At 63.2% G+C, this 19,843-nt stretch carries 16 protein-coding genes; 2 read left to right on the top strand and 14 right to left on the bottom strand.

All coding sequences use genetic code 11. From position 1 onward, the window contains the following. Positions 1-4 precede the first annotated feature (4 nt). The 6 genes from NKH06_RS06370 to NKH06_RS06345 all read right to left on the bottom strand — a co-directional run bounded on the left by NKH06_RS06370 (position 5) and on the right by NKH06_RS06345 (position 7,928). Positions 5-1,987: an ABC transporter permease gene (locus NKH06_RS06370; RefSeq protein WP_352440026.1), complete on the bottom strand. Its 1,983-nt coding sequence runs from the start codon at positions 1,985-1,987 to the stop codon at positions 5-7. Beyond that, entirely contained in the window at positions 1,984-3,069 is a 1,086-nt protein-coding gene (locus NKH06_RS06365) for a quaternary amine ABC transporter ATP-binding protein (protein ID WP_352440025.1), read from the bottom strand. Before NKH06_RS06365 ends, NKH06_RS06370 begins: the two co-directional genes overlap by 4 nt. A gap of 78 nt (positions 3,070-3,147) precedes the next feature. Then, positions 3,148-4,122: an ABC transporter substrate-binding protein gene (locus NKH06_RS06360; RefSeq protein ID WP_127291030.1), complete on the bottom strand. Its 975-nt coding sequence runs from the start codon at positions 4,120-4,122 to the stop codon at positions 3,148-3,150. Between the two features lie 419 nt (positions 4,123-4,541). Then, entirely contained in the window at positions 4,542-5,306 is a 765-nt protein-coding gene (locus NKH06_RS06355; protein WP_127291028.1) for an SDR family oxidoreductase, read from the bottom strand. A gap of 79 nt (positions 5,307-5,385) precedes the next feature. Further along, positions 5,386-6,183, bottom strand: coding sequence for a DUF427 domain-containing protein (locus NKH06_RS06350; protein WP_245273042.1), 798 nt, complete (start codon positions 6,181-6,183; stop codon positions 5,386-5,388). An 89-nt stretch (positions 6,184-6,272) separates the two neighbouring features. Further along, entirely contained in the window at positions 6,273-7,928 is a 1,656-nt protein-coding gene (locus NKH06_RS06345; RefSeq protein ID WP_023808721.1) for an ABC transporter substrate-binding protein, read from the bottom strand. Between the two features lie 113 nt (positions 7,929-8,041). On the opposite strand from NKH06_RS06345, the gene NKH06_RS06340 reads away from it, so the two are divergent. Further along, on the top strand, positions 8,042-8,944 hold the full coding sequence (locus NKH06_RS06340) for a LysR family transcriptional regulator (protein WP_023808720.1): 903 nt from the start codon (positions 8,042-8,044) through the stop codon (positions 8,942-8,944). A 26-nt stretch (positions 8,945-8,970) separates the two neighbouring features. Here NKH06_RS06340 and NKH06_RS06335 read toward each other — a convergent pair whose 3' ends face one another. The 8 genes from NKH06_RS06335 to NKH06_RS06300 all read right to left on the bottom strand — a co-directional run bounded on the left by NKH06_RS06335 (position 8,971) and on the right by NKH06_RS06300 (position 18,722). Next, on the bottom strand, positions 8,971-11,013 hold the full coding sequence (locus NKH06_RS06335; RefSeq protein WP_352440024.1) for a dipeptide ABC transporter ATP-binding protein: 2,043 nt from the start codon (positions 11,011-11,013) through the stop codon (positions 8,971-8,973). Then, on the bottom strand, positions 11,006-11,884 hold the full coding sequence (locus NKH06_RS06330; protein ID WP_352440023.1) for an ABC transporter permease: 879 nt from the start codon (positions 11,882-11,884) through the stop codon (positions 11,006-11,008). Before NKH06_RS06330 ends, NKH06_RS06335 begins: the two co-directional genes overlap by 8 nt. Beyond that, on the bottom strand, positions 11,881-12,834 hold the full coding sequence (locus tag NKH06_RS06325; protein WP_352440115.1) for an ABC transporter permease: 954 nt from the start codon (positions 12,832-12,834) through the stop codon (positions 11,881-11,883). Before NKH06_RS06325 ends, NKH06_RS06330 begins: the two co-directional genes overlap by 4 nt. Positions 12,835-12,905: 71 nt before the next feature. Further along, a complete protein-coding gene (locus NKH06_RS06320; RefSeq protein ID WP_352440022.1) occupies positions 12,906-14,570 on the bottom strand; it encodes an ABC transporter substrate-binding protein in 1,665 nt (554 codons plus the stop codon). A 237-nt stretch (positions 14,571-14,807) separates the two neighbouring features. Beyond that, positions 14,808-15,992 carry a mandelate racemase/muconate lactonizing enzyme family protein gene (locus NKH06_RS06315; protein WP_352440021.1) on the bottom strand — a complete coding sequence of 395 codons (1,185 nt, stop codon included), beginning with the start codon at positions 15,990-15,992 and terminating at the stop codon, positions 14,808-14,810. Between the two features lies 1 nt (position 15,993). Next, on the bottom strand, positions 15,994-17,100 hold the full coding sequence (locus NKH06_RS06310; RefSeq protein WP_352440020.1) for a mandelate racemase/muconate lactonizing enzyme family protein: 1,107 nt from the start codon (positions 17,098-17,100) through the stop codon (positions 15,994-15,996). A gap of 34 nt (positions 17,101-17,134) precedes the next feature. Next, positions 17,135-17,827, bottom strand: a complete 693-nt coding sequence (locus NKH06_RS06305) for a GntR family transcriptional regulator (protein WP_023808713.1) — start codon at positions 17,825-17,827, stop codon at positions 17,135-17,137. A gap of 106 nt (positions 17,828-17,933) precedes the next feature. Next, complete coding sequence (locus NKH06_RS06300) at positions 17,934-18,722, bottom strand: HalD/BesD family halogenase (RefSeq protein WP_023808712.1); 789 nt, start codon at positions 18,720-18,722, stop codon at positions 17,934-17,936. Between the two features lie 102 nt (positions 18,723-18,824). On the opposite strand from NKH06_RS06300, the gene NKH06_RS06295 reads away from it, so the two are divergent. Further along, a partial coding sequence (locus NKH06_RS06295) for a LysR substrate-binding domain-containing protein (protein WP_352892547.1) occupies positions 18,825-19,843 on the top strand: 1,019 nt, incomplete at its 3' end.

Below are 19,843 nucleotides of genomic sequence, written 5' to 3'. Positions count from 1 at the left end.
GCTTCTATCCCAGCCTTGCCCTGGCCTTCGCCGTCCAGGCATTGAACAGCCGGTCGGCGACGATGCCGATGAAGGCGATGGCCAAGCCCGCAACGATACCACGACCGGAATCGGCCTTGGACAGCGCAATGAACACTTCCTGGCCGAGATCGCGCGTGCCGACCATGGCGCAGATGATGATCATCGCCAGTGCCATCAGGATCGTCTGGTTGACGCCCAGCATGATCTCCGGCAGCGCCAGCGGCAGTTGCACGCGAAAGAAGGTCTGGCGCGGCGTGCAGCCCGACACCTTCGCCGCTTCGATCAGCGCCGGCGGCACCTGCCTGATGCCGTGATTGGTGTAGCGGATCGCCGGCACCACGGCGAAGGCGACGGTGGCGATCATCGCAGTGACGTCGCCGACCCGAAACAGCATCACCACCGGAATGATGAAGCAGAAGGACGGCAGCACCTGCAGCGTATCGATGACAGGCGTGACGATCTTTTCGAAGCGGTCGCTGCGCGCGGCCATCAGGCCGATGGGGATGCCGATAAGGCAGGCGATGAAGGCCGAGATGCCGCAGAGATAGACCGTCGCCATGGTCTTTTCCCACAGCCCGGTGACGGCACAGAAGGCGGTCAATGCGGCGACCAATATGGCCAGGCGGAAGCCGCTAAGCTGGTAGCCGGCGAGGCCAAGCAGGAAGACGGCACCCAGCCAGGGAAAGCCTTCGCAGAAGGCACGCAGCGGGTTCAGCACATTGAGGATGAGCGCCACGCGAAACGCTTCGATCGTGTCGAAGAAATTGATCGTCACCCAGTTCACCGCTGCCCTCCATAGCGGCGCGGTGGTGAAGGTGATCGCTTTCGGCACTGCCGCGAAGGCCGGCACGAACAGGCCAAGCAGCGTGGTGATGACAAGGATGGCGATGGCCAGTGTCAGATTGGGGTAGCGCCGCCAGAGGCCGAGGCTTGCCTCCTGATGGACATGGCCCTTTGCTTGGCTGTGCGCGATGGCCTGGCTCAGCCGGTCGAGCGCGATGGCGAGCGCGACGATGGCAAGACCGGCTTCCATCGCTTCGCCGACCTTCAGCGCGCGCAGCGCCAGAAGCACGTCGTAGCCGAGGCCACCGGCGCCGATCATCGAAGCGATGATCACCATGTTCAGCGCCAGCATGATAACCTGGTTGACGCCGATCATCAGTGTCGGCCGCGCCGAGGGTAAGAGCACCCGCCACAATTTCTGCCGCGCCGTGCAGCCGGCCATCTCACTGAAATCGTCGATTTCCGAGGGTACACGCGACAGGCCGAGCATCGTTGCCCGCACCATCGGCGGCGTGGCGAAGATGGCGGTCGCGATCATCGCCGACACCGGGCTGTTGCCGAACAGCAGCAGCATCGGGATAAGATAGGCGAAAGTCGGGATCGTCTGCATCAGGTCAAGGGCAGGGGAGACGACAAGCCTTTCCGCCCATGGCTTGCGCCACGCCCAGATGCCGGCGAACAGGCCGGTGACGATGCAGAACGGCACCGCGATGGAAATCAGCGCCAGCGTCAGCATGGCACTGGTCCATTGGCCGAACAGGGCGATGTAGAGGAAGCAGCCGCCTACCAGCAGACTGAGTTTTCTGCCGCCAACGGCATGACCGGCGAGGAAGGCGGCGGCGCAGACGCCGACCCAGGACAGGCGCGGCAGGATATAGGCGTCAGCGCCGTGGCCGATCTTGAAATTCTTGGCCAACAGATTGAGCGCGAAATCGAGGGGAACGCCGAGCACAGCGGTGATCGAGCGGGTCAACCAGGACAGGTTCGACTTGATCCAGCGCATCAGCGCGCTGACCCAATCGGCGACCGGCACGACGGCGCTGGCCGGATAATTGACGGCCCAGGGCAGGCGATCCTGCAGCAGGAGCACGACAAGCACAACGGTAAGCGCTGCCGCCCAGATCAGCAGCCATACCTGAATCGGCCGTGGCCTTGCCTCGCTGGCGCTTGCTGTCACCGTCATGCGCCGACCCTTGAGCGATCGATGCCGGCCAGCAGATCGATCACCGCTTGCGGCGTCACCTCGCCGATCGGCTTGCCGGTGCCGTTGACCACCGCGAACGGCTTGTTGGCGGCAACGATGCCGGCCGAGAAGCTGGCGATCTTGGCATCCGGGGCAACGGTGCCGCCATGTTCCGAGCCGTCGCAGGCGCGCATCAGGCTGCGTGCTGAAATAACCTTGGCGCGGTCGACGTCCCGGGTGAACTCGGCGACATAGTCGGTCGCCGGATTGACCACCAGCTCCTCCGGCGTGCCGATCTGGATGACCTCGCCATCCTTCATGATGGCGATGCGGTCGGCCAGCCGGATGGCCTCGTCGAAATCATGGGTGATGAAGACGATGGTCTTGTGCAGCATGGTCTGCAGCCGCATCAGCTCGTCCTGCATTTCGCGGCGGATCAGCGGATCGAGCGCCGAGAACGGCTCGTCGAGGAACCAGATTTCCGGTTTTGTCGCCAGGCTCCGGGCGATGCCGACACGCTGCTGCTGGCCGCCGGACAGCTCGCGCGGATAGAAATGCTCGCGGCCACGCAGGCCGACAAGTTCGATGACCTCGCGCGCCCGCGCTTCGCGTGTCGCCCGGTCCTGACCCTGGATGCCGAGCGGGAAGGCGATGTTCTCCAGCACGTTGAGATGCGGCAGCAGGGCAAAGTTCTGGAACACCATGCCCATGCGGTGCCGCCGCAATTCGATGAGTGCTGCATCGGAGATTTTCAGGAGGTCATTGCCTTCGAATTCGACCTTGCCATGGGTCGGCTCGACCAGCCGCGACATGCAGCGGACCAGCGTCGACTTGCCGGAGCCCGACAGGCCCATGATGATGAAAATCTCGCCCTGGCGGATTTCGAGGTCGACGGCGCGCACCGCGCCGACCAGCCCGGCAGCAGTGACGTCTGCCATGCTGGCCTTGCCGTCGCGTTCGCGGATGAAGTTGGCCGCGTTCGATCCGAACAGCTTCCAGACGTTGCGGCAGGCGAGCTTTATCGGACGGGCATCCTTTGGCGTGCCCACCACGTTTGGCTCCCGTTCAGTCTTGTCCGTCATTCAAACGTCCTTCTGGAACATCAAGAATTGAGACCCGGCTGATCAAGCAGCCGGGTCTCATTTTTCCAGTTGGAACGATCACTGCGCCCAGGCTTTCCAGTCGGCCTCGTGGGCGGCGATCCAGGCTGCGGCGACATCTTCCGGCGTCTTGCCGCCGAGATCGATCTCGCCGCTCATCTTGTTGAGTTCGTCGGTGTCGACCGTGTAGGCCTTGGCCACCTTGTAGGCGACCGGCCATTTGTCCTTCATGCCGGACCAGGAGTACTTCCAGATCTCGCCATGCGGCTTGCCGCAATCATATTTGGCGTCGGGATTGGTGCCCCATTTCGGGTCGTTGTAGCACTCGGGCGTGTATTCGGGGAATTCCACCCACTCGCCCTTGTACTTGGCCGGCGCCCAGTGCGGCGAATAGATCCACAGCATGATCGGCGCCTTGCGCTGATAGGCCGAGTCCAGTTCGGCGAACATCGCCGCGTCGGTGCCGGCATGGATGACGGTAAAGGGCAGCTTCAGTGCCTCGACGCGCTCGTCGTCAAAGCCTTCCCAGGTCACCGGGCCGCCGAGATAGCGCCCCTTCGGTGCGGTCTCGGCCGTCGAGAAGGCTTCGGCGCATTTCGGGTCCTTCAGCGCTTCCCAATTGGGTAGGCCGGGGCACTTCTCCTTCATGTATTCGGGAAACCACCATTCTTCCTTGGCCTTCGGGCCGAGCTTGCCCAGCCGTTCGGTCTGGCCTGTCGCATCGGAGGCCTTCATGGCCTCGCCGGCGGTCGTGTCCCAGAATTCCATGCCGACATCGAGATCGCCATTGGTGAGGCCTGTGGTCAGGCTGGAGAGGTAGTCGGCGGTCGGATACTCGACGGTGTAGCCGAGCTTTTCCAGGATGCCGCCGAGGATCTTGGCGTTCAGGTTGACGCTGGTCCAGTCGAACAGCGCGATCTTGATCGGGTCGTTCGATTCCGGCGCGGCTGCGTAAGCCGGTGATGTAAGCGCACTTGCGGCGGCAAGCGCGAAGGCTCCCATTGTTAAGTTCGAAATCACACTGCGAAGTGACATGCTTGTTCTCCTTCAAGCTGTGAAAATTATCGTTCGTTCCCTTCTTGCGGCTTTTCTTGATTGTGTTGGAAAGGCTGGTCTTTGCGCAAGGCCGTCGGCGCCAAATTATTGCCCCGGCTTTGGCCAGCGCAGGCAAGATGGTGCTCAATTTCGGTGATGATGGGATAGGATTGGAGTGTCGGCGTCATGAGTGCCGACGGATCGCTGAGGGAGCGGTCATCCGCGGATCGATTGCCAGTCCTGCGGCGCCCTGCAAGGTGCGAGCCATCAAGGTCCTATGATCTCGGCTACCCGCCTGGTAAGCCCCATCGCGCCAAGGCCGTTTCATAGGATGAAATTATATATACCAAGGTTCATGTCGTGCAACGACTAACGCTTCGCGAGACGTACAAATTCAGACTGCAGGCGAAGCTGAGCTCTTACCAGCAGACGTAGCCGCCATCGACAATCAGGTCGAGGCCGGTGACGAAGCTCGCTGCGCGGCTGGCGAGGAACACCGTCGGCCCGACCATTTCCTCCGGCGCCGCCATGCGCCCCATCGGCGTGTCGCGCTTGAAGATCTTCACCTCTTCCGCCACCTCCGGCCGCTTGTTCATCGGCGTCAGCGTGTAGCCCGGGCTGACGACATTGACGCGCAGGCCGCGATCGGCCCACTCCATGGCGAAGCTCTTCGACATGTGGATGACGGCGGCCTTCGAAGAGTTGTAGTGCGCCTGCGTCAGGCCGCGGTTGACGATGGTGCCCGACATCGAGGCGATGTTGATGATCGAGCCCTTGCCTCGCACCAACATCTTGCGCGCTTCGGCCTGACAGGACAGGAACACGCCGGCGACATTGACGTCGTGAACCTTCTGCCATGTCTCCAGCGGCATCGTCTCGGCGGGTTCGGAGCCGGCAATGCCGGCATTGTTGACGGCGACGGTGAGCGCACCGAGTTCGCTTTCAACGCGATCGATCGCAGCCGCGAGATCGCTCTGCGATGTCACTGTACCGGTCAGCACCAGCGCTTTGCGGCCGAGTGCCGCGATTCGGTGCGCGGTCTCGTCCAGCCCACCCTTCGATGTATGGCCGAAACAGGCGACGTCGGCACCTGCCTCGGCGAGCCCGATCGCGATTGCCTGGCCGATGCCGCTACCGGCGCCGGTGACCAGCGCGACATCGCCATCCAGCTTGAAAAGATCCATCGAGTGCCCTCCCTGCCTCGGAGAGGGTATGGCTGAGCCGTGTTTCGATCAAGCGCCCGCGCGCAGGCGGCGTCGATGCTCAGAAATAACCGCTCGACGCGGCCGTGGCTTCCTTCGGGATTTCGACGCCGTCGACCAGGATCTTGTCGACCAGTTCGTGGTGGAAGCAGACCAGCCCCTTGATGCGCTCTGCCTCGTGCACCGGTTCCGGATAATACCAGACGAGGTTCTCGTGACGTTTGGCCTTCGTCGTCACGTGATAATAGCTGGAGATGCCCTTGTAAGGACAACGCGAGATGTAGCGGCTGGGCGCGAACATATCGAGCCGCGTGTCGGCGATCGGCAGATAGTGGCGCACCGGATGGCCGGTCTCGAACAGGAACACGCCGCGGCGTGAATCGGCGACCTGTTCGCCGTCGAGGATGACCTGCACGCGCCGCGACGACGGCAGGCAGTCGATCCGGCGGAACGGATCGCGGGCGTGGACGAAGATCTCCTCGTCCTCCTCGAACCAGTGGCCCATCTTGCTCCAGGTGAACGACATGTAGTCCGATATAGGCGGACAGCCCTTGACCGGATCGAGATAGCGCCAGGCCGCGTCCTCGACCAGCGTGATGCCGGTGTTGAGCGAGTAGTGGGTGGCTGTGCCCTTGAACGGATCCTCTGTCGTGGTCTTGCTCGGCAGCAGGAATTCCTCGCGAACGTCGCCGATCGGGAAATAGTAGACCGGCAGGTGATCGGATTCGTAGAACACCAAGGCATTGGTCGTATCGGCCACGGTCATCGACCCCACCTGCACACGCAGTCGCTTCTGCGTCGGCATGGTGAAGGCTATGTAGCCCGGCTCGAATTCATACTGCACGAGGGTGTCCAGCAAGGGAAAATGCGGCCCACGGCCGCGCAAATGAGGCTTGCGAATGGTAGTCTCCCGTTTTGTTTCTTTTGTCATCGGGCGTTGGGGCACGATCAGCTCAACGACACGCGGTCGAGCAGCAGGCCGGCCGCGATCGGCGGCAGGCCGCTGACATTCTTGCGCACCGGCACCAGCAGATCGGGGAAATAGCTGAAGATGACAGGCGTCTCGTCGAGCAGCAGTTTCTGGATGTCGGAGGCGGCGGCGCGCTGCGCGCCGACATCGAGCGCCTTGAGATAGCTGGTGACCATGCCGTCATAGGCCGGGCTCTTGAAATGCGCCGCGTTCCACGGGCCGTCGCTGACCAGCGGGCTCTTGAGAAACACGTTCGGCACGCTGCGATGCGCGTAATCGGTAATGCCGAGCGGGCTGTCCAGCCAGTCCGACTGGCCGAACACCGCCTTGCCGTAATATTTGTCCTGGTCCTCGATGTTGAGCGAGATGCGGGCACCGATTTCCTTGGCGAAATTCTGGAACAATTGCGCATAGCCCGGAATGTCGGAATAGCGCAGCGTGGTCAGCGTGATGTCGAAGCCTTCGGCGAGACCCGCCGCCTCGAGCAACTGCTTGGCCTTGGCGATCTCCTGGACGCGTTGCGGCACCGACTTGTCGGTCGCAGGGAAGGCCGGCGCGAACGGGCTGTCATTCCCGGTCGCCGCCATGCCGCGGCACAAGCCGTCGACCAGCTTGGAGCGGTCGATGCACAGCGCCAGCGCCTGGCGTACGCGCTTGTCGGTGAACGGGCCGGTGTCGCAGCGCATGTGAAGCTGGCGGTGCGCGGTCGAAGCGACACGCAACACGGTGATATCAGGACTGTTCAGCACGACCTGGCTGACATCGAGCGGAACAGCATCGAGAATGTCGACCTCGCCCGCCTGCAGCGCCAGGATGCGCGGTTGCACGTCACCGTAGAACTTGAACTCGAGCCGGTCGGGCAGCGCTTTCTCACCCCAATAGTCTGGGTTGCGGATGAAGGTCGCGCCGACCTTCGGCGTGTAGGTCTCCAGCCGGAACGGCCCGGTGCCTTCAAACGTCTTTTCGTAGTCGCCCTTGTAGCTCGCCGGCAGGATGACGGCGTTATAGTTGTCGATCGACACCGAATAGGGAAAGCTGCCATTCGGCGCATCGAGATGGAAGGCGACGGTGTGGTCGTCGACCTTCCGGGTGCCGCCCTTCGACAGCAGCCCCTTGAACACCGACAGCGCGTTGGAGGCACCGTTGGGGTCGGCCAGCCGATCGAAGGTTGCGACGACGTCGTCGGCCTTGAAGTCCTCGCCATTGTGGAATTTCACGCCCTTGCGCAGCTTGAAGGTCCAGATGCTGCCGTCCTCGTTCGGCGCCCAGCTTTCCGCCAGCACCGGCTTCAAGGTGAGGTCCGGCTGCGTGATGCAGAGAAACTCGGCGGTCTGGAAAACCAGCTGATAGCTGCCGCTGTCATAGTAGGTGACGGGATCGATGGCGCCGCCCGGCGTCGCCACGCCGGCGCGCACCGTGCCGCCCGGCTTGCCCTCGGCGCGTGCCTGCTGTGTACCGAAGCCAACTGCTGCGACAAGGCTGCCCAGGAACGGCAGGGAGAGGCCAAGCACGCTGCCATGGCGCAGGAAGTCGCGCCGGCCCATCCTGCCGGCCAGCAATTCGTCGACAGCGGAATTTTCGATTGCAGTGAGCGTTCTGCGAGCGTTGTCGATCATCCGGAAATGCTTGGGCATGGCTGGATTCCTCGCTTGTCTTGGGATTCAGTCATCTAGTTCATTGTTGACTGCCGCCGGAAAGCGATATTTTTTGATAGGGGTCATCGAAATTTTCGATGCAAGAGGTGGGTATGGACACTGAGAATCTGCGCAGCTTTCTCGAAGTCGCCACCCATGGCAGCTTTACCGTCGCGGCCAGCCGGCTCAACCTCGCCCAGTCCACGGTCAGTGCGCGGATCAGGGGACTGGAGGATCAGTTGGGACGCCGGCTGTTCGTGCGCGACCGCGATGGCGTCACGCTGACGCCGGCCGGCCGGCAATTCCTGCCGCACGCATCGTCCATCACCCGCACCTGGGAGCAATCACGGCAGGATATCGCCGTTCCCGATGGCTACGAAACCTTGCTGCGGCTGACCGCGCCGGCCTATCTCTGGGACCGCATCACCTCGCCCTGGGTCGAGTGGATGCGCGCCAGGCGGCCGAACGTGGCGCTGCGGCTTGAAGGCAGTTTCCCGGATCTGGCGATCGACCAGCTGGCAGAAGGCCTGCTCGACATCTGCATCCTCTATCTTCCGCGACCGCATCCCGGCATTGTCTACGAGACGCTGGCCGTCGATCAGGTCGTGCTCGTCCAGCACGCCGCACAGACCAAGCCATGGACCGAAAACTATATCCTGATGGACTGGGGACTGGAATTCCGCATCGAGCACGACCGCGCCTTTGCCGGCATGGTCAAGCCGGCCATATCGGCCGGGCTGGTCTTCATCGGCCTCCAGCATGTCCTGTCGCAGCAAGCCGCCGCCTATCTGCCGCTCAGCGCCGTCAGCGGCCATATCGAGCGCGGTGAGATGCGGCGCATCGACAACACACCGGTATTCCAGCGGCCAATCTACCTCGCCTATCCCTCGAATCCCGTGTCTTCGGATGTCCTGGATGTCGCGCTCACCGGGCTGCGCACGCTGGCCAGGGACTGGGCTGAAGTTCAGGGCTTTTCGGAAGGTGACCGTTCCCTCGGCATGGCCGGGCAGATCTGACCGGCCAAGCCACGCGAGCGACAGCGCTATGCCGGCTCGGTTGCGACCGCCCTCTGCAGCCTAGCCAGTTCGGCGTAAGGAATGTGGCAGCGGATCGAATGGCCGGGCTGGGCTTCGCTGAGTGGCGGCTCCTGCTGTTCGCAGATCGGGCCGATCTTGCGCGGGCAACGCGTGTGGAACACGCAGCCCGACGGCGGGTTGGTGGCGCTGGGGATTTCGCCATCGAGACGAATACGCGCCGTCTCGGTCTGGTCGAGTTTGGGCACGGCCGACAGCAGCGCTTCGGTATAGGGATGATGCGGGCCGGAAAAGACGTCTTCCGACGGTCCTAGTTCCATGATGCGGCCGAGATAAAGTACGGCGATCTTGTCGGAGAGGTAACGCACCACGGCAAGGTCGTGCGAGATGAAGATGTAGCTGACGTCTTCCTTGGATTGCAGGTCGGCGAGCAGATTGAGGATCGCTGCCTGTACCGACACGTCGAGCGCCGAGGTCGGCTCGTCGCAGACGACGATGCGCGGATCGCCAGCGAAGGCGCGCGCGATGGCAACGCGCTGCTTCAGGCCGCCCGAAAGCTGGCGTGGCTTGACGGCAAGATGCCGGTCTGTGAGCCGCACCGAGCGGACGAGGTCGTTGAGACGAGCCTCCAGCGCCTTGCCGGAGAGGCCCGCCAGCCGCTTCAGCGCGCGGCCGATCAGGTGGCGGATCGAATGCGAGCGGTTGAGTGCGGAATCCGGATTCTGGAAGACGATCTGCATCGCCTTGATCTGGTCGTCGCTGCGGTTCTCCAGCCGTGGCGCCAGCGCCTTGCCTTCCAGCTCGATGGTGCCGCCTGCGTCTGGCGGCACCAGGCCGAGCAGCAGCCTGGCAAAGGTCGTCTTGCCGCTGCCGGACTCGCCGACCAGCCCGAGCGTCTCGCCGGGTCTGAGATCAAGCGAGACGTCCTTGACGGCGCGCAGTGCATGGCCGTGGCTGGCATAGGTCTTGTTCAGCCCGGCGACGCGCAGCACCGGTGCTGCTGCCACCTTTGGCGCCGGCGCCACATCGCTCGGTGTCGCACGCGGCAACGCTTGCGCCTTGTCGTGATAGTGGCAGCGTGACAAGCGCCTCCCGCGTTCGTCACTCAGATCATAGAGCGGCGGCAATTCGGTGCGGCAACGGTCGTCGGCGAGCGCGCAGCGGTCGGCGAAGGCGCAGCCCTTGATGTCGGCCCCGATGCCGGGCAGAAACCCCGGAATGGTGTCGAGGCGGCCCTGATCCTTGCGCTGGCCACCGCGCGGCAGGCAGCGCAGCAGCGCCACCGTGTAGGGATGGCGCGGATCGTTGAACACGACCTCCGTCGGCCCTTCCTCGACCAGCATGCCGGCATAGAGCACGCCAACCCGGTCGCACATGTTGGAAACGACCGCGAGGTTGTGGCTGATGAACAGGATAGAGGCCGACAGTTCCTGCCTGAGCTGTGCGATCAGGTCGAGCACTTCGGCCTCCACCGTCGCATCGAGGCCGGTGGTCGGCTCGTCGAGGATCAGCATCGACGGATCGTTGGCCAGCGCCATGGCAATCGCCACGCGTTGCTGCATGCCGCCGGAAAGCTGGTGCGGGTAGCGCTGCATGACGCTGACGGGGTCGGAGATGCGCACGCGGTTCAGCATCGCAATCGCCCGGTCGGTGGCCGCTTGTCCCGAAATGCCGCCGAGTTCAAAAATCTCGGTCAGCTGACGGCCGACGCGGATCGACGGATTCAGCGCCTTGCCCGGGTCCTGATAGACCATGGAGACGCTTTCCGCGCGCGCCCGCCTGAGCGCCTCGGCGTCCAGCTTCATCACATTCTGGCCATCGAGGGAGATGGCGCCGCCGGTGATCGAACCGTTTCTAGGAAGATAACGCACGACAGTGAGCGCCACTGTCGACTTGCCGCAACCGGATTCGCCGACCAGACCGTAGGCTTCGCCCTGGCCGATGCTGAGGCTGAGGTTGCGCAGCACGGCGCGATTGCGGCCGGCGACGCGGTAGGCAACCGAAAGATCGGTGAGTTCGAGTGCGTTTCCGGCCTTGGCGGAGTTAGTCATTGAGCGCTCCGTGAACGCCGTCGGCCGCCAGATTGACGCCGATCACCAGCGAAGCGATGGCGAGCGCATCGAACAGCACCGTCCACCAGAAGCCGCCGCCGATCATGCCGTAATTGTTGGAGATCGACAGCCCCCAGTCGGGCGAGGGCGGCTGGATGCCAAAGCCCATGAAGGAGAGCGTGGCGACGGCGAAAATGGCATAGCCGAGCCGCACGGTGGTTTCGACCAGGATCGGCGGGATGACGTTGGGCAGGATCTCGACGAACATTGTATGCAGCGCACTTTCATGCCGAAGCTGTGCGGCGGCGACATAGTCGAGTTCGCGCTCGGCCAGCACCGCCGAGCGCACGGTGCGCGCGATGATCGGCGCGAAGCTCAGGCCGATGACGACGATGACGGTCGTCTTCGAGGTGCCGAGCGCAACGATGGCCAGCAGCGCGACGATGACCACCGGGATCGCCATGAAGGCTTCCAGGATGCGGCTGACGACATCGTCGACGAGACCGCGAAAATAGCCGGTAAGGAGGCCGAGCGCCGTGCCGGCCACTGTCGCCAGCAAGGTTGCCAGCGGTGCGACGGTCAGGATGTCGCGCGAACCGACGATGACGCGCGAGAAGACGTCGCGGCCGATCTGGTCGGTGCCGAACCAGTGTTCGGAAGAGGGCGGCGCCAGCGCGTTGATGATGTCGTCCGCAAGTGGATCATAAGGTGCGAAATGCTCGCCGAACAGCGCACAGGCAACCCAGAACAGCACGATGGCGAAACCAACAAGGAATGTTCGGGAGCGCAACAGCGAGAAAAAGACCTCCGCCAGCGGGCCGCGCCGGCGCGTGTCGTCTGGTGTCGGAGAGCTGGTTTGGACGGCGCTCATTGATCTGACCCCAGACGGATACGCGGATTGAGCACGGAATAGAGGAAGTCGGCGACAAGGGTGGCCACGGCATAGACAATGCCGATGGTGAGGATGCCCGACTCCAGCATCGGGAAATCCTTGCCGCGCGCGGCGGTGAAGATCAGCGACCCGATTCCCTGATAGCGAAACAGCGTTTCGATGACGACAAGGCCGCCGATGAGGTAGCCGGTCTGCGTCGCGATGACAGTGATGGTCGGCAGCAGCGCGTTGCGCAGCACATGCCGCCAGATCACCGTGCGCCAGGGCAGGCCCTTCAGCACGGCCGTTCGCGTGTAGTCGGAATCGAGCGCCTCGATCATGCCGGAGCGTGCCATGCGGGCGATGTAGCCGAACAGCACCAGGAACAGCGGCAGCGAGGGCAGGATCAGGTAATAGAGCTGCGTGAAGAAGCCGGCATCGCGCGGCCATGCGGCCGAGATCGGCAGCCAGCGCAGCCACACGCCGAAGATCAGGATCAGGATGATGCCGGTGACGAATTCCGGCAGCACCGTCACCGACAGGCCGCCAAGGCTGATGATGCGATCGAGCGGCCGGTTGAGGTTGAGCGCTGCAATGACGCCGCCGAGAATGCCGATCGGCACCACCAGAACGAAGGCGACCGCCGCCAGCTTCATCGAATTGCCGAGCGCATCGATGACGAAAGGCGCGACCGGCGAGCGGAAGATGTAGGACGTGCCCATGTCGCCCTGGACGAAATTGGAGATCCAGCTCCAATACTGCGCCAGCAGCGGACGATCGACACCGAGCGTGTGATTGAGCGTGTCGACCGCGCGCTGGTCTGCGAACGGACCCAATATTGCGCGCCCGACATTGCCGGGCAGCACCTGGCCGCCCAGGAACACCATGATGCTGAGCAGGAACAGCGTGACGAGCGACAGCGAGACACGCCGGACAAGGAAGGAGAGAATGGCTAGGACTCCTTGTGGAGCCAGCCCCCATGCGGGAGCTGGCTGTTAGAGGATTGGCTTTTCCTTTCCGCTCAGGCCTTCGATGCCTTATCGAGGAACAGCTGCGACATGGCGGTCGGCTGTACGCCGGCCACGCCCTTCGCCGTCGCCGTCAGATAGTCGTAGAAATAGCCGAAGATGACAGGCGTTTCCTCGAGCAGCAGCTTCTGGATCTTGCCGGCGTCGGCCTTCTGCGCCTCGAGGTCAAGGGCCGCGATGTAGCTGGTCGCCAGCGCATCATAGTCCTTGTTCTTGAAGTGTGCCGCGTTCCAGGTGCCTTCACTCTTCAGCGGTGCCGCGAGATAGACATTCGGCACGCCGCGGTGACCATAGTCGGTGATGCCCATCACCGAATCCAGCCAGTTCGACTTGCCGAACACCGCGTCTCCGTAATAGCCGCTCTGGTCGAGGATATTGAGGTCGAGTTGAACACCGATCTCCTTGACCCAGTTCTGGATGAGCTGGGCGTATTCAGGGATTTCTAGGTAGCGTTCGGTGGTCAGGGTTATCTTGAAGCCCTGGCCAAAGCCGGCTGCTTCCATGAGCTGCTTGGCCTGGGCGATATCCTGCTTGCGTTGCGGCACGCTCGTATCGGTCGAAGGATAGACGGCGGCGAATGGGCTGTCATTGCCCAGAGCGGAGCGTCCCTTCATGAGGCCGGCGGCCAGCTTGTCGCGATCGAGGCAGAGCGCAATGGCACGGCGCACGCGCGCATCCTTCAACGGGCCCTCGTCGCAGCGCATGTGCAGTTGCTGATGGGCTGACGACTTCAAGCTGATGATGTCGACGTTCGGATCGTTGAGCAGAGCGACGCCGGCCAGCACCGGCATCTGGTTGATGATGTCGACCTGGCCGCCCTGCAGCGCCAGGATCTGCGGCTGCATGTCGGTGAAGAAGGTGAACTCGGTGCGTTCCGGCAGCGCCTTCGGCCCCCAATAGTCCTCGTTGCGGACGAAGGACGCACCGACCTTTGCCGTGTATTTCTCTATTCTGAACGGCCCGGTGCCGTCGAAGCTCTTTTCATAGTCGCCCTTGTAGCTCGCCGGGATGATGACGGCGTTATAGTTGTCGGACGACAGCATGTAGGGGAAGTTGCCGTTCGGCGCATCGAGGTGGAATTCCACCGTGTAGTCGTCGACCTTCTTCGAGGCGCCCTTCTGCAGGATGCCGGTGAACACCGACAGCGCATTGGACGAATTGGCCGGATCGGCAAGGCGGTCGATGCTGGCCACGACATCGTCGGCTTTCATCTCGCCGCCGCTGTGGAATTTTACGCCTTTGCGCAGCTTGAAGGTCCAAACGGTGCCATTGTCGTTCGGCTTCCAGCTTTCGGCCAAGGCCGGCTGAAGAACGAGGTCAGGGCCGTCGACGCAAAGGAATTCGGCAACCTGCTGCATGACCAGCAGGCCGCCTGCGTCAGCGATGGTGACCGGGTCGATTGTCGCTGCCGGCACGCTGCTGGCGACGCGGATGGTGGCGCCGGGCGCGCCTTGGGCGCGCGCCAGCGACGGCATGCCGCTGAGGCCGGCTGCCATGCCGATACGGCCCAGCAGCGGCAGCGACAGGCCGAGCAGGCTGCCGTGACGGACGAAGTCGCGGCGGCTGACACGACCGTCGACAAGGCCGTCGATCAGGTGATTTTCAAGCGGCGTGCGATTGCGCCGGATCAGGTCGAGAATGGTGTAGTTCTTGCTCATGGGTTTTTACCCTTTCCCCTATTTCTTATGGTTGACGAAATTTCGTGGATTGCTCCATTTCGGATCGCCAGAGAGGCCTGTCGATCGGAATCTTAGCATGCGGTTTTGCCCGGTATCTAGTCGTGGCACGGACGCGCCGGATTGCTGGCTGCACTGCTTCCATCGTCTTTGTCCAACCTTCCCGGCCGAAGTCGCGGTGGTTGGCTTCTCGTGCCTGGCCGTCGGTCTTGCCGTCATCTAGTTCAGCGGCAAACGGCGATAGGTTCCGGGCTTTGCCGGGTCATGATACTTGTTGCACGGTCCTTTCTCGGTAAAGTCTCTGTGACAGGCAGCGAGGTTTTCGCGCGATAAGGTGACGCCGAGACCGGGACCTTCCGGAACGCGCACGAAATTGTTTCTCGGCGAAAACGGCCCTTCCTCGGTGACATCCATCGGCAGCATGCGAAACAGCGACTGGTTAGGCTCCCTGATCCAGCCTAGTGCCGCGCACAGGTGCAGATAGGCGGCACTGCCGATGCCGCTGTCACCGCTGTAGCACCAGAAATCGATGCCGGCATGCTCGCAGGCGCCGACGAAGCGCAACAGCCGGCCTATGCCGCCATGCGTCGTCGGGTTGCCGACGAAGGCGTCCGGCACCTTGGTTTCCATGGCGCGCGCAATGTCGATGTTGTGGGTCGAAAACGGGATCGAGCAATGGCGCCGCAATTCGCGCATCTCCTCGATCGTGGCCACCGGATCCTCCCAGTTGCGCACGCCGAGGTCTTCCAGCGACCGCGCTAGGCGACGCGCGGTGCTGAGCGAATAGGCCTGGTTGGAATCGATGCGGATCATCGCATCGTCGCCGAGTTTCTTGCGGATCAGCTCGACCATCCTGAGCGAGATTTTCGGATCTTCGGTCGAGAACTTGCCTTCGAAGAAGGTCGTTCCATGCGTCTCGTGCAATTCGACGCAATAGTCGGCGACTTCCTCCGGCGTCGTCTCGCCCTTCACCTTTGGCCCGTCACCGCGCAGCGAAAAATAGTCGGTGAACGGGATGTCCTTGCGCACGGCGCCGCCGAGCAACTGGTAGAGCGGCTGGTTCCACGCCTTCCCGCGCAGGTCCCACAAAGCCATCTCGATGGCGCCGAAAGCCATGATGCGGGTGCGGTCGTTGATCGACTGCACGCCGGTCCAGAAGGGCAGGCAGACATGCTCGGCGCCGGCGATGTCGAAGGCATCGCGCCCGACCAGCCATGGCGCCAGGACATCGTTGATGATCGCGGCCGCCGCCGGCGTCGGCGCTTCGCCGAGGCCAATCAAGCCATCCTCCGTCTCGACTTCGACGATGGTCGGCGAAAATCCGTCGAGTTCGCCGAACACCCAGGCATAGGGCGCCTCGAGGCGCAAATTGATCGGCGTGGCTTTGATGCTGCGGATTTTCATCTCAGCGGCCGACTTCGAAGAAAGGCTTGCCCAGCAGATCGGGAACGACGTCGATACCGAGGCCCGGTCCGTCCGGAATGCCCATGCGGCTACCGGTGACCGGCGGCATGTTCGACGCCGTGCGCACCGTCACCCATTCATGGAAGGCGATGGCGTGCAGCCGGCGCTCCTCGGGCGTCGACAGCGACAGGTGTGCCATCGCAGCGGTGTCGATCTCGGCGCCACCAGTGTCCTCGACCGTGATCATGAAACCCAAATCGACGGCAACATCGCGGATCTGACGGGTCTTGGTCACGCCGCCCAGCCGCGAGATCTTCAGCGTTAGCCCGTCGGCCGCGCCCCGACGATGGATTTCCAGCATCTCCTCGAGCGAGGTGACGGATTCGTCGAGCACCATTGGCTTGTCGAGCATGCGGCGAACCGACATGTTCTCGTCGATCGTCGTACAGGGCTGCTCGAACGTGTAGTCGATGCTGCGCGTCGCGTCGGCAAACTGGCGCGCCTGGTAGGGGGTCCAGCCGGCGTTGGCATCGCAGAAGATGACCGTGCCTTTCGGCACCGAGGCGGCGACCGCGGCGACGCGTTCGATGTCGTCATGGACATTGCCGCCGACCTTGACCTGCAGCCGGTGGAAACCATCCTTGACGATGCGCTTGGCCAGCGCGGCCATGGCGTCGACGCTGCCGTGCGTGACGACCTTGTAGAGTTCGGCCGTCTCGCTCTCCTTGCCGCCCAGCAGCGTTACCAGCGGCACGTCGGCGGCTCGTGCCGCCAGATCCCAGCAGGCCATGTCGAGCGCCGACTTGATGTAGGAATGGCCCTTGAACACCGTATCCATCAGCCGCCCGATGCTTGCCAGCCCGCGCGGATCGTGGCCGATAAGGTGCGGCGCGATTTCGGGCACGCCGGCGCGGGTGCCGGCCGGGAAGGCTGCCGAATAGAAATTGCCGAGCGGCGCCATCTCGCCCCAGCCGGTAAGGCCGCTGTCGGAGGTGATCGACACGATCACCGCGTCGAATGCGTCGGCTTCGCGCCCCTTCGACATGCGGTATGGCCCGTCCACGAAGGGCTGCACGACGTGGTAGGCCTTGATGGTTTCGATCTGCACGTGTCTTGTCCGCTGTCTGTGAGTTGGGAACGGGTCAGGCGCCCCTCGACGGGCGTTGTTCGAGGCCGCGCGCGTAGGCAAGCAACTCCTCGAAATCGAGATCGATGTGCTCCCTGGCATGGCGCTGGGCGGCACGCATGTCCTTGCCCTTCAGCAACCGCACATAGGTTTCGTGAACGTCTTCGGCCGGAACCGGCTCATTGCGGGCATGTTGGTGGAGCGCAAAATACATCTGCAGCCGGCTGGTCAGCCGTTGCCAGGTTTCCAGCAGCACCGAATTGTCGGCCCATTCGTAGATCAGGCCATGCAGTTGCAGCGCGGTTTCGATTTGGCGTGTCGTGTCCAACGCACGGGTCGCCTGCTTCACGGCTTCGTGGCGCCGGTCGAGCTCGTCGAAGAAGCGTTGGTCGCGCAGCGGCCACGCCCGCTCGATGGCCAGCTCGTCCATCACCTTGTTGAACGAATAGGCATCGTCGATGTCCTTGGCTGTGACCTCGATGACAAAGGTGCCGGCATAGGGAATGCTGGTCAGGATGCCTTCCTGCACCAGCTCGCGCATTGCCTCGCGCAACGGCGCGCGGCTGACCCGCATTTGTTCGGAAATCCGCAGCTCGTTGAGCTTCTGGCCGGGTGCGAGCTGCCCGGTCAGGATCGCGCGCCGCAACAGCGCGACGATCTCGGCGCGTCGCGTCGTGTCCGCAATCGGACTGAAATCCGCTTTCGCCATTCGGCCGCTCCCAGGGAAATCGAAAGCAAGACAAGCAGATTGTCGACAATCTGACAAGAGGTCATCTTCGGATTCTTGGGGCCGCTGGCATATTGCCTCTTCGGTCTCAGGCGGCGCGGCCGTAGAAGCCGACGCGCTCCTCGGCGCTGAACATCACGCCGGGCTTCTCATAGTAGGAAAACACCGCGATCATGCGCTCTCGCTCGCCTTCGACGGTGGTGACGCGATGCGCGGTGTTCTTGCCGCGGAAGACATTGAGTGTGCCCGGTTTCATGCACAGGATCTTGGAATCGGGGTCGCGCCCTTCCAGCAGCCTTGCGACGCCGTCATAGTTGGGATTGTCGTCCGACCTCAGATCGGTGCGGTATTCGAGGTCGCCGCCACGCTCCGCTGCCTGCAACAACAGCGTCGTCGTGAATTCGGAACGATCGAAATGCCAGTTCAAAGCCTCGCCGGCGCGATAGGCCATGACGTTGGTACGGGCCAGGGGATCCTGCATGACATGCAATCTGGGCTTGCCCATCGTCGCTGCCAGGAAGCGCAGTAGCGGTTCGTATTCGTAGATGGCGAGCACGACACTGCCAGGAATCTGGTCGGCACAGACGGTGTGACTGATGGTCTCCACCTTGCGCAGCGCCGGATGGTCGGGTGCAAGCTCGGGAATGTCAGGCTTGAAGTAGATGTTGTGCATGCGCTTGTGCGCATGCGAGCGCGCGGCCATCACCGGCTGGATTTCGCGCACGGCTTGTTCCGCCACGCCGGGGCGCAAAAACCCTTCCAGATTGAACATGCCGTCGGCTTCGAGCGCGGCGACGGATTGTTCGACAAGGCGCTGCCATTCGGCGCTGCCTTCGCGGTCGAGCGGATAGCGGTTGAGATCGAGGATGTCTTTCATCGTCATGGCTCCGAAGGTTGTGAGCTTATGAGACGGCAAAAAAATCTTTCTCTCAACGTCGAAAATAGTTAGGATTGGCCAAGAAAAACTTACGGACTCGATGTGGAACGGTTGCCGCCGCTGAATGCGATCAAGGCTTTCGAGGTTGCGGCGCGTGCCGGCAGCTTCACTTTGGCCGCCTCTGAACTCGGCGTATCGTCGGCGGCGGTCAGCCAGCAGATCCGCAACCTCGAGAGCTGGTTCGGCAAGCAGCTGTTTGTGCGTAGCGGCAATCGCATCGCGCTCACCGACGCCGGCCACGCCATCTATCCGCAGACAGCGAAAGCTTTGGGAGACATCGCCACCATAGGCCAGCGCATGCTGGAGGGCGGGGTGCGGACGCGTCTGGTCGTCAGTGTGCCATTCTCGTTGGCCGAACTGTGGCTGGCGCCGAGGCTGGCGGTACTTCTCGATGCCTTTCCGCAGATGGCGATCGACGTTCGGGTCGAGGACGATCCGGTCGACCTGATGCGCCAGAACATCGATCTGCGCATCAGCTATGGCGACTATCACTATCCCGGGCTGAAACTTGTTCGTCTCGTCCATGACGATGTCCTGCCGGTCTGTGCACCGGAATTCTGGCACCGGCACGGCAATGGCGATCCCAGTCTGGCGGATTTGCACGAGAGCCAGTTCATCCACACCAATTGGGGGCCGAACTATGCCTCGCACCCGACCTGGGCGGACTGGTTCGCGGCATCCGGCGGCAGTCGCTCGCCCGACCCGTCGCACGGGCGGCGCGTCGGCCTGTCCAGCCTGGCGATCGCCTCGGCAAGACTGGGTCTGGGCATCGCCCTTGGCCAGCGGGTCATGGCGCGCGCCGATCTGGAGGCCGGTCGGCTGATTGCGCTCTCCTCCGTCTCGGTGCGCCTCGGGCATCCCTACTGTGCGTTTATGCCGCCGGCCAAGGCCGACCGCGCCGATGTTGCCGGTCTGGTGGAACTGCTCAGTCGAGCGGGGGCCCCCGGCCGGTGGGGGGGGGGGGGGGCGGGCGGGAGCCCCGGGGGGGGGGGGGGGGTGGGGGGGGGGGGCGGTTTGGGGTTTGGGGAGACACGGGGGCCGGGGGCGGGGTTTGGAGGCTT

The sequence above is a fragment of the Mesorhizobium sp. M1342 genome (assembly GCF_040317955.1).
Classification (GTDB): domain Bacteria; phylum Pseudomonadota; class Alphaproteobacteria; order Rhizobiales; family Rhizobiaceae; genus Mesorhizobium.
This window is presented reverse-complemented; position numbering and strand designations above follow the sequence as displayed.

Bases quoted from the DNA above. Each gene is read 5' to 3' on its own strand.
- NKH06_RS06370 (WP_352440026.1), bottom strand. From the start codon at position 1,987: ATGACGGTGACAGCAAGCGCCAGCGAGGCAAGGCCACGGCCGATTCAG.
- NKH06_RS06365 (WP_352440025.1), bottom strand. From the start codon at position 3,069: ATGACGGACAAGACTGAACGGGAGCCAAACGTGGTGGGCACGCCAAAG.
- NKH06_RS06360 (WP_127291030.1), bottom strand. From the start codon at position 4,122: ATGTCACTTCGCAGTGTGATTTCGAACTTAACAATGGGAGCCTTCGCG.
- NKH06_RS06355 (WP_127291028.1), bottom strand. From the start codon at position 5,306: ATGGATCTTTTCAAGCTGGATGGCGATGTCGCGCTGGTCACCGGCGCC.
- NKH06_RS06345 (WP_023808721.1), bottom strand. From the start codon at position 7,928: ATGCCCAAGCATTTCCGGATGATCGACAACGCTCGCAGAACGCTCACT.
- NKH06_RS06340 (WP_023808720.1), top strand. From the start codon at position 8,042: ATGGACACTGAGAATCTGCGCAGCTTTCTCGAAGTCGCCACCCATGGC.
- NKH06_RS06335 (WP_352440024.1), bottom strand. From the start codon at position 11,013: ATGACTAACTCCGCCAAGGCCGGAAACGCACTCGAACTCACCGATCTT.
- NKH06_RS06330 (WP_352440023.1), bottom strand. From the start codon at position 11,884: ATGAGCGCCGTCCAAACCAGCTCTCCGACACCAGACGACACGCGCCGG.
- NKH06_RS06320 (WP_352440022.1), bottom strand. From the start codon at position 14,570: ATGAGCAAGAACTACACCATTCTCGACCTGATCCGGCGCAATCGCACG.
- NKH06_RS06315 (WP_352440021.1), bottom strand. From the start codon at position 15,992: ATGAAAATCCGCAGCATCAAAGCCACGCCGATCAATTTGCGCCTCGAG.
- NKH06_RS06305 (WP_023808713.1), bottom strand. From the start codon at position 17,827: ATGGCGAAAGCGGATTTCAGTCCGATTGCGGACACGACGCGACGCGCC.
- NKH06_RS06300 (WP_023808712.1), bottom strand. From the start codon at position 18,722: ATGAAAGACATCCTCGATCTCAACCGCTATCCGCTCGACCGCGAAGGC.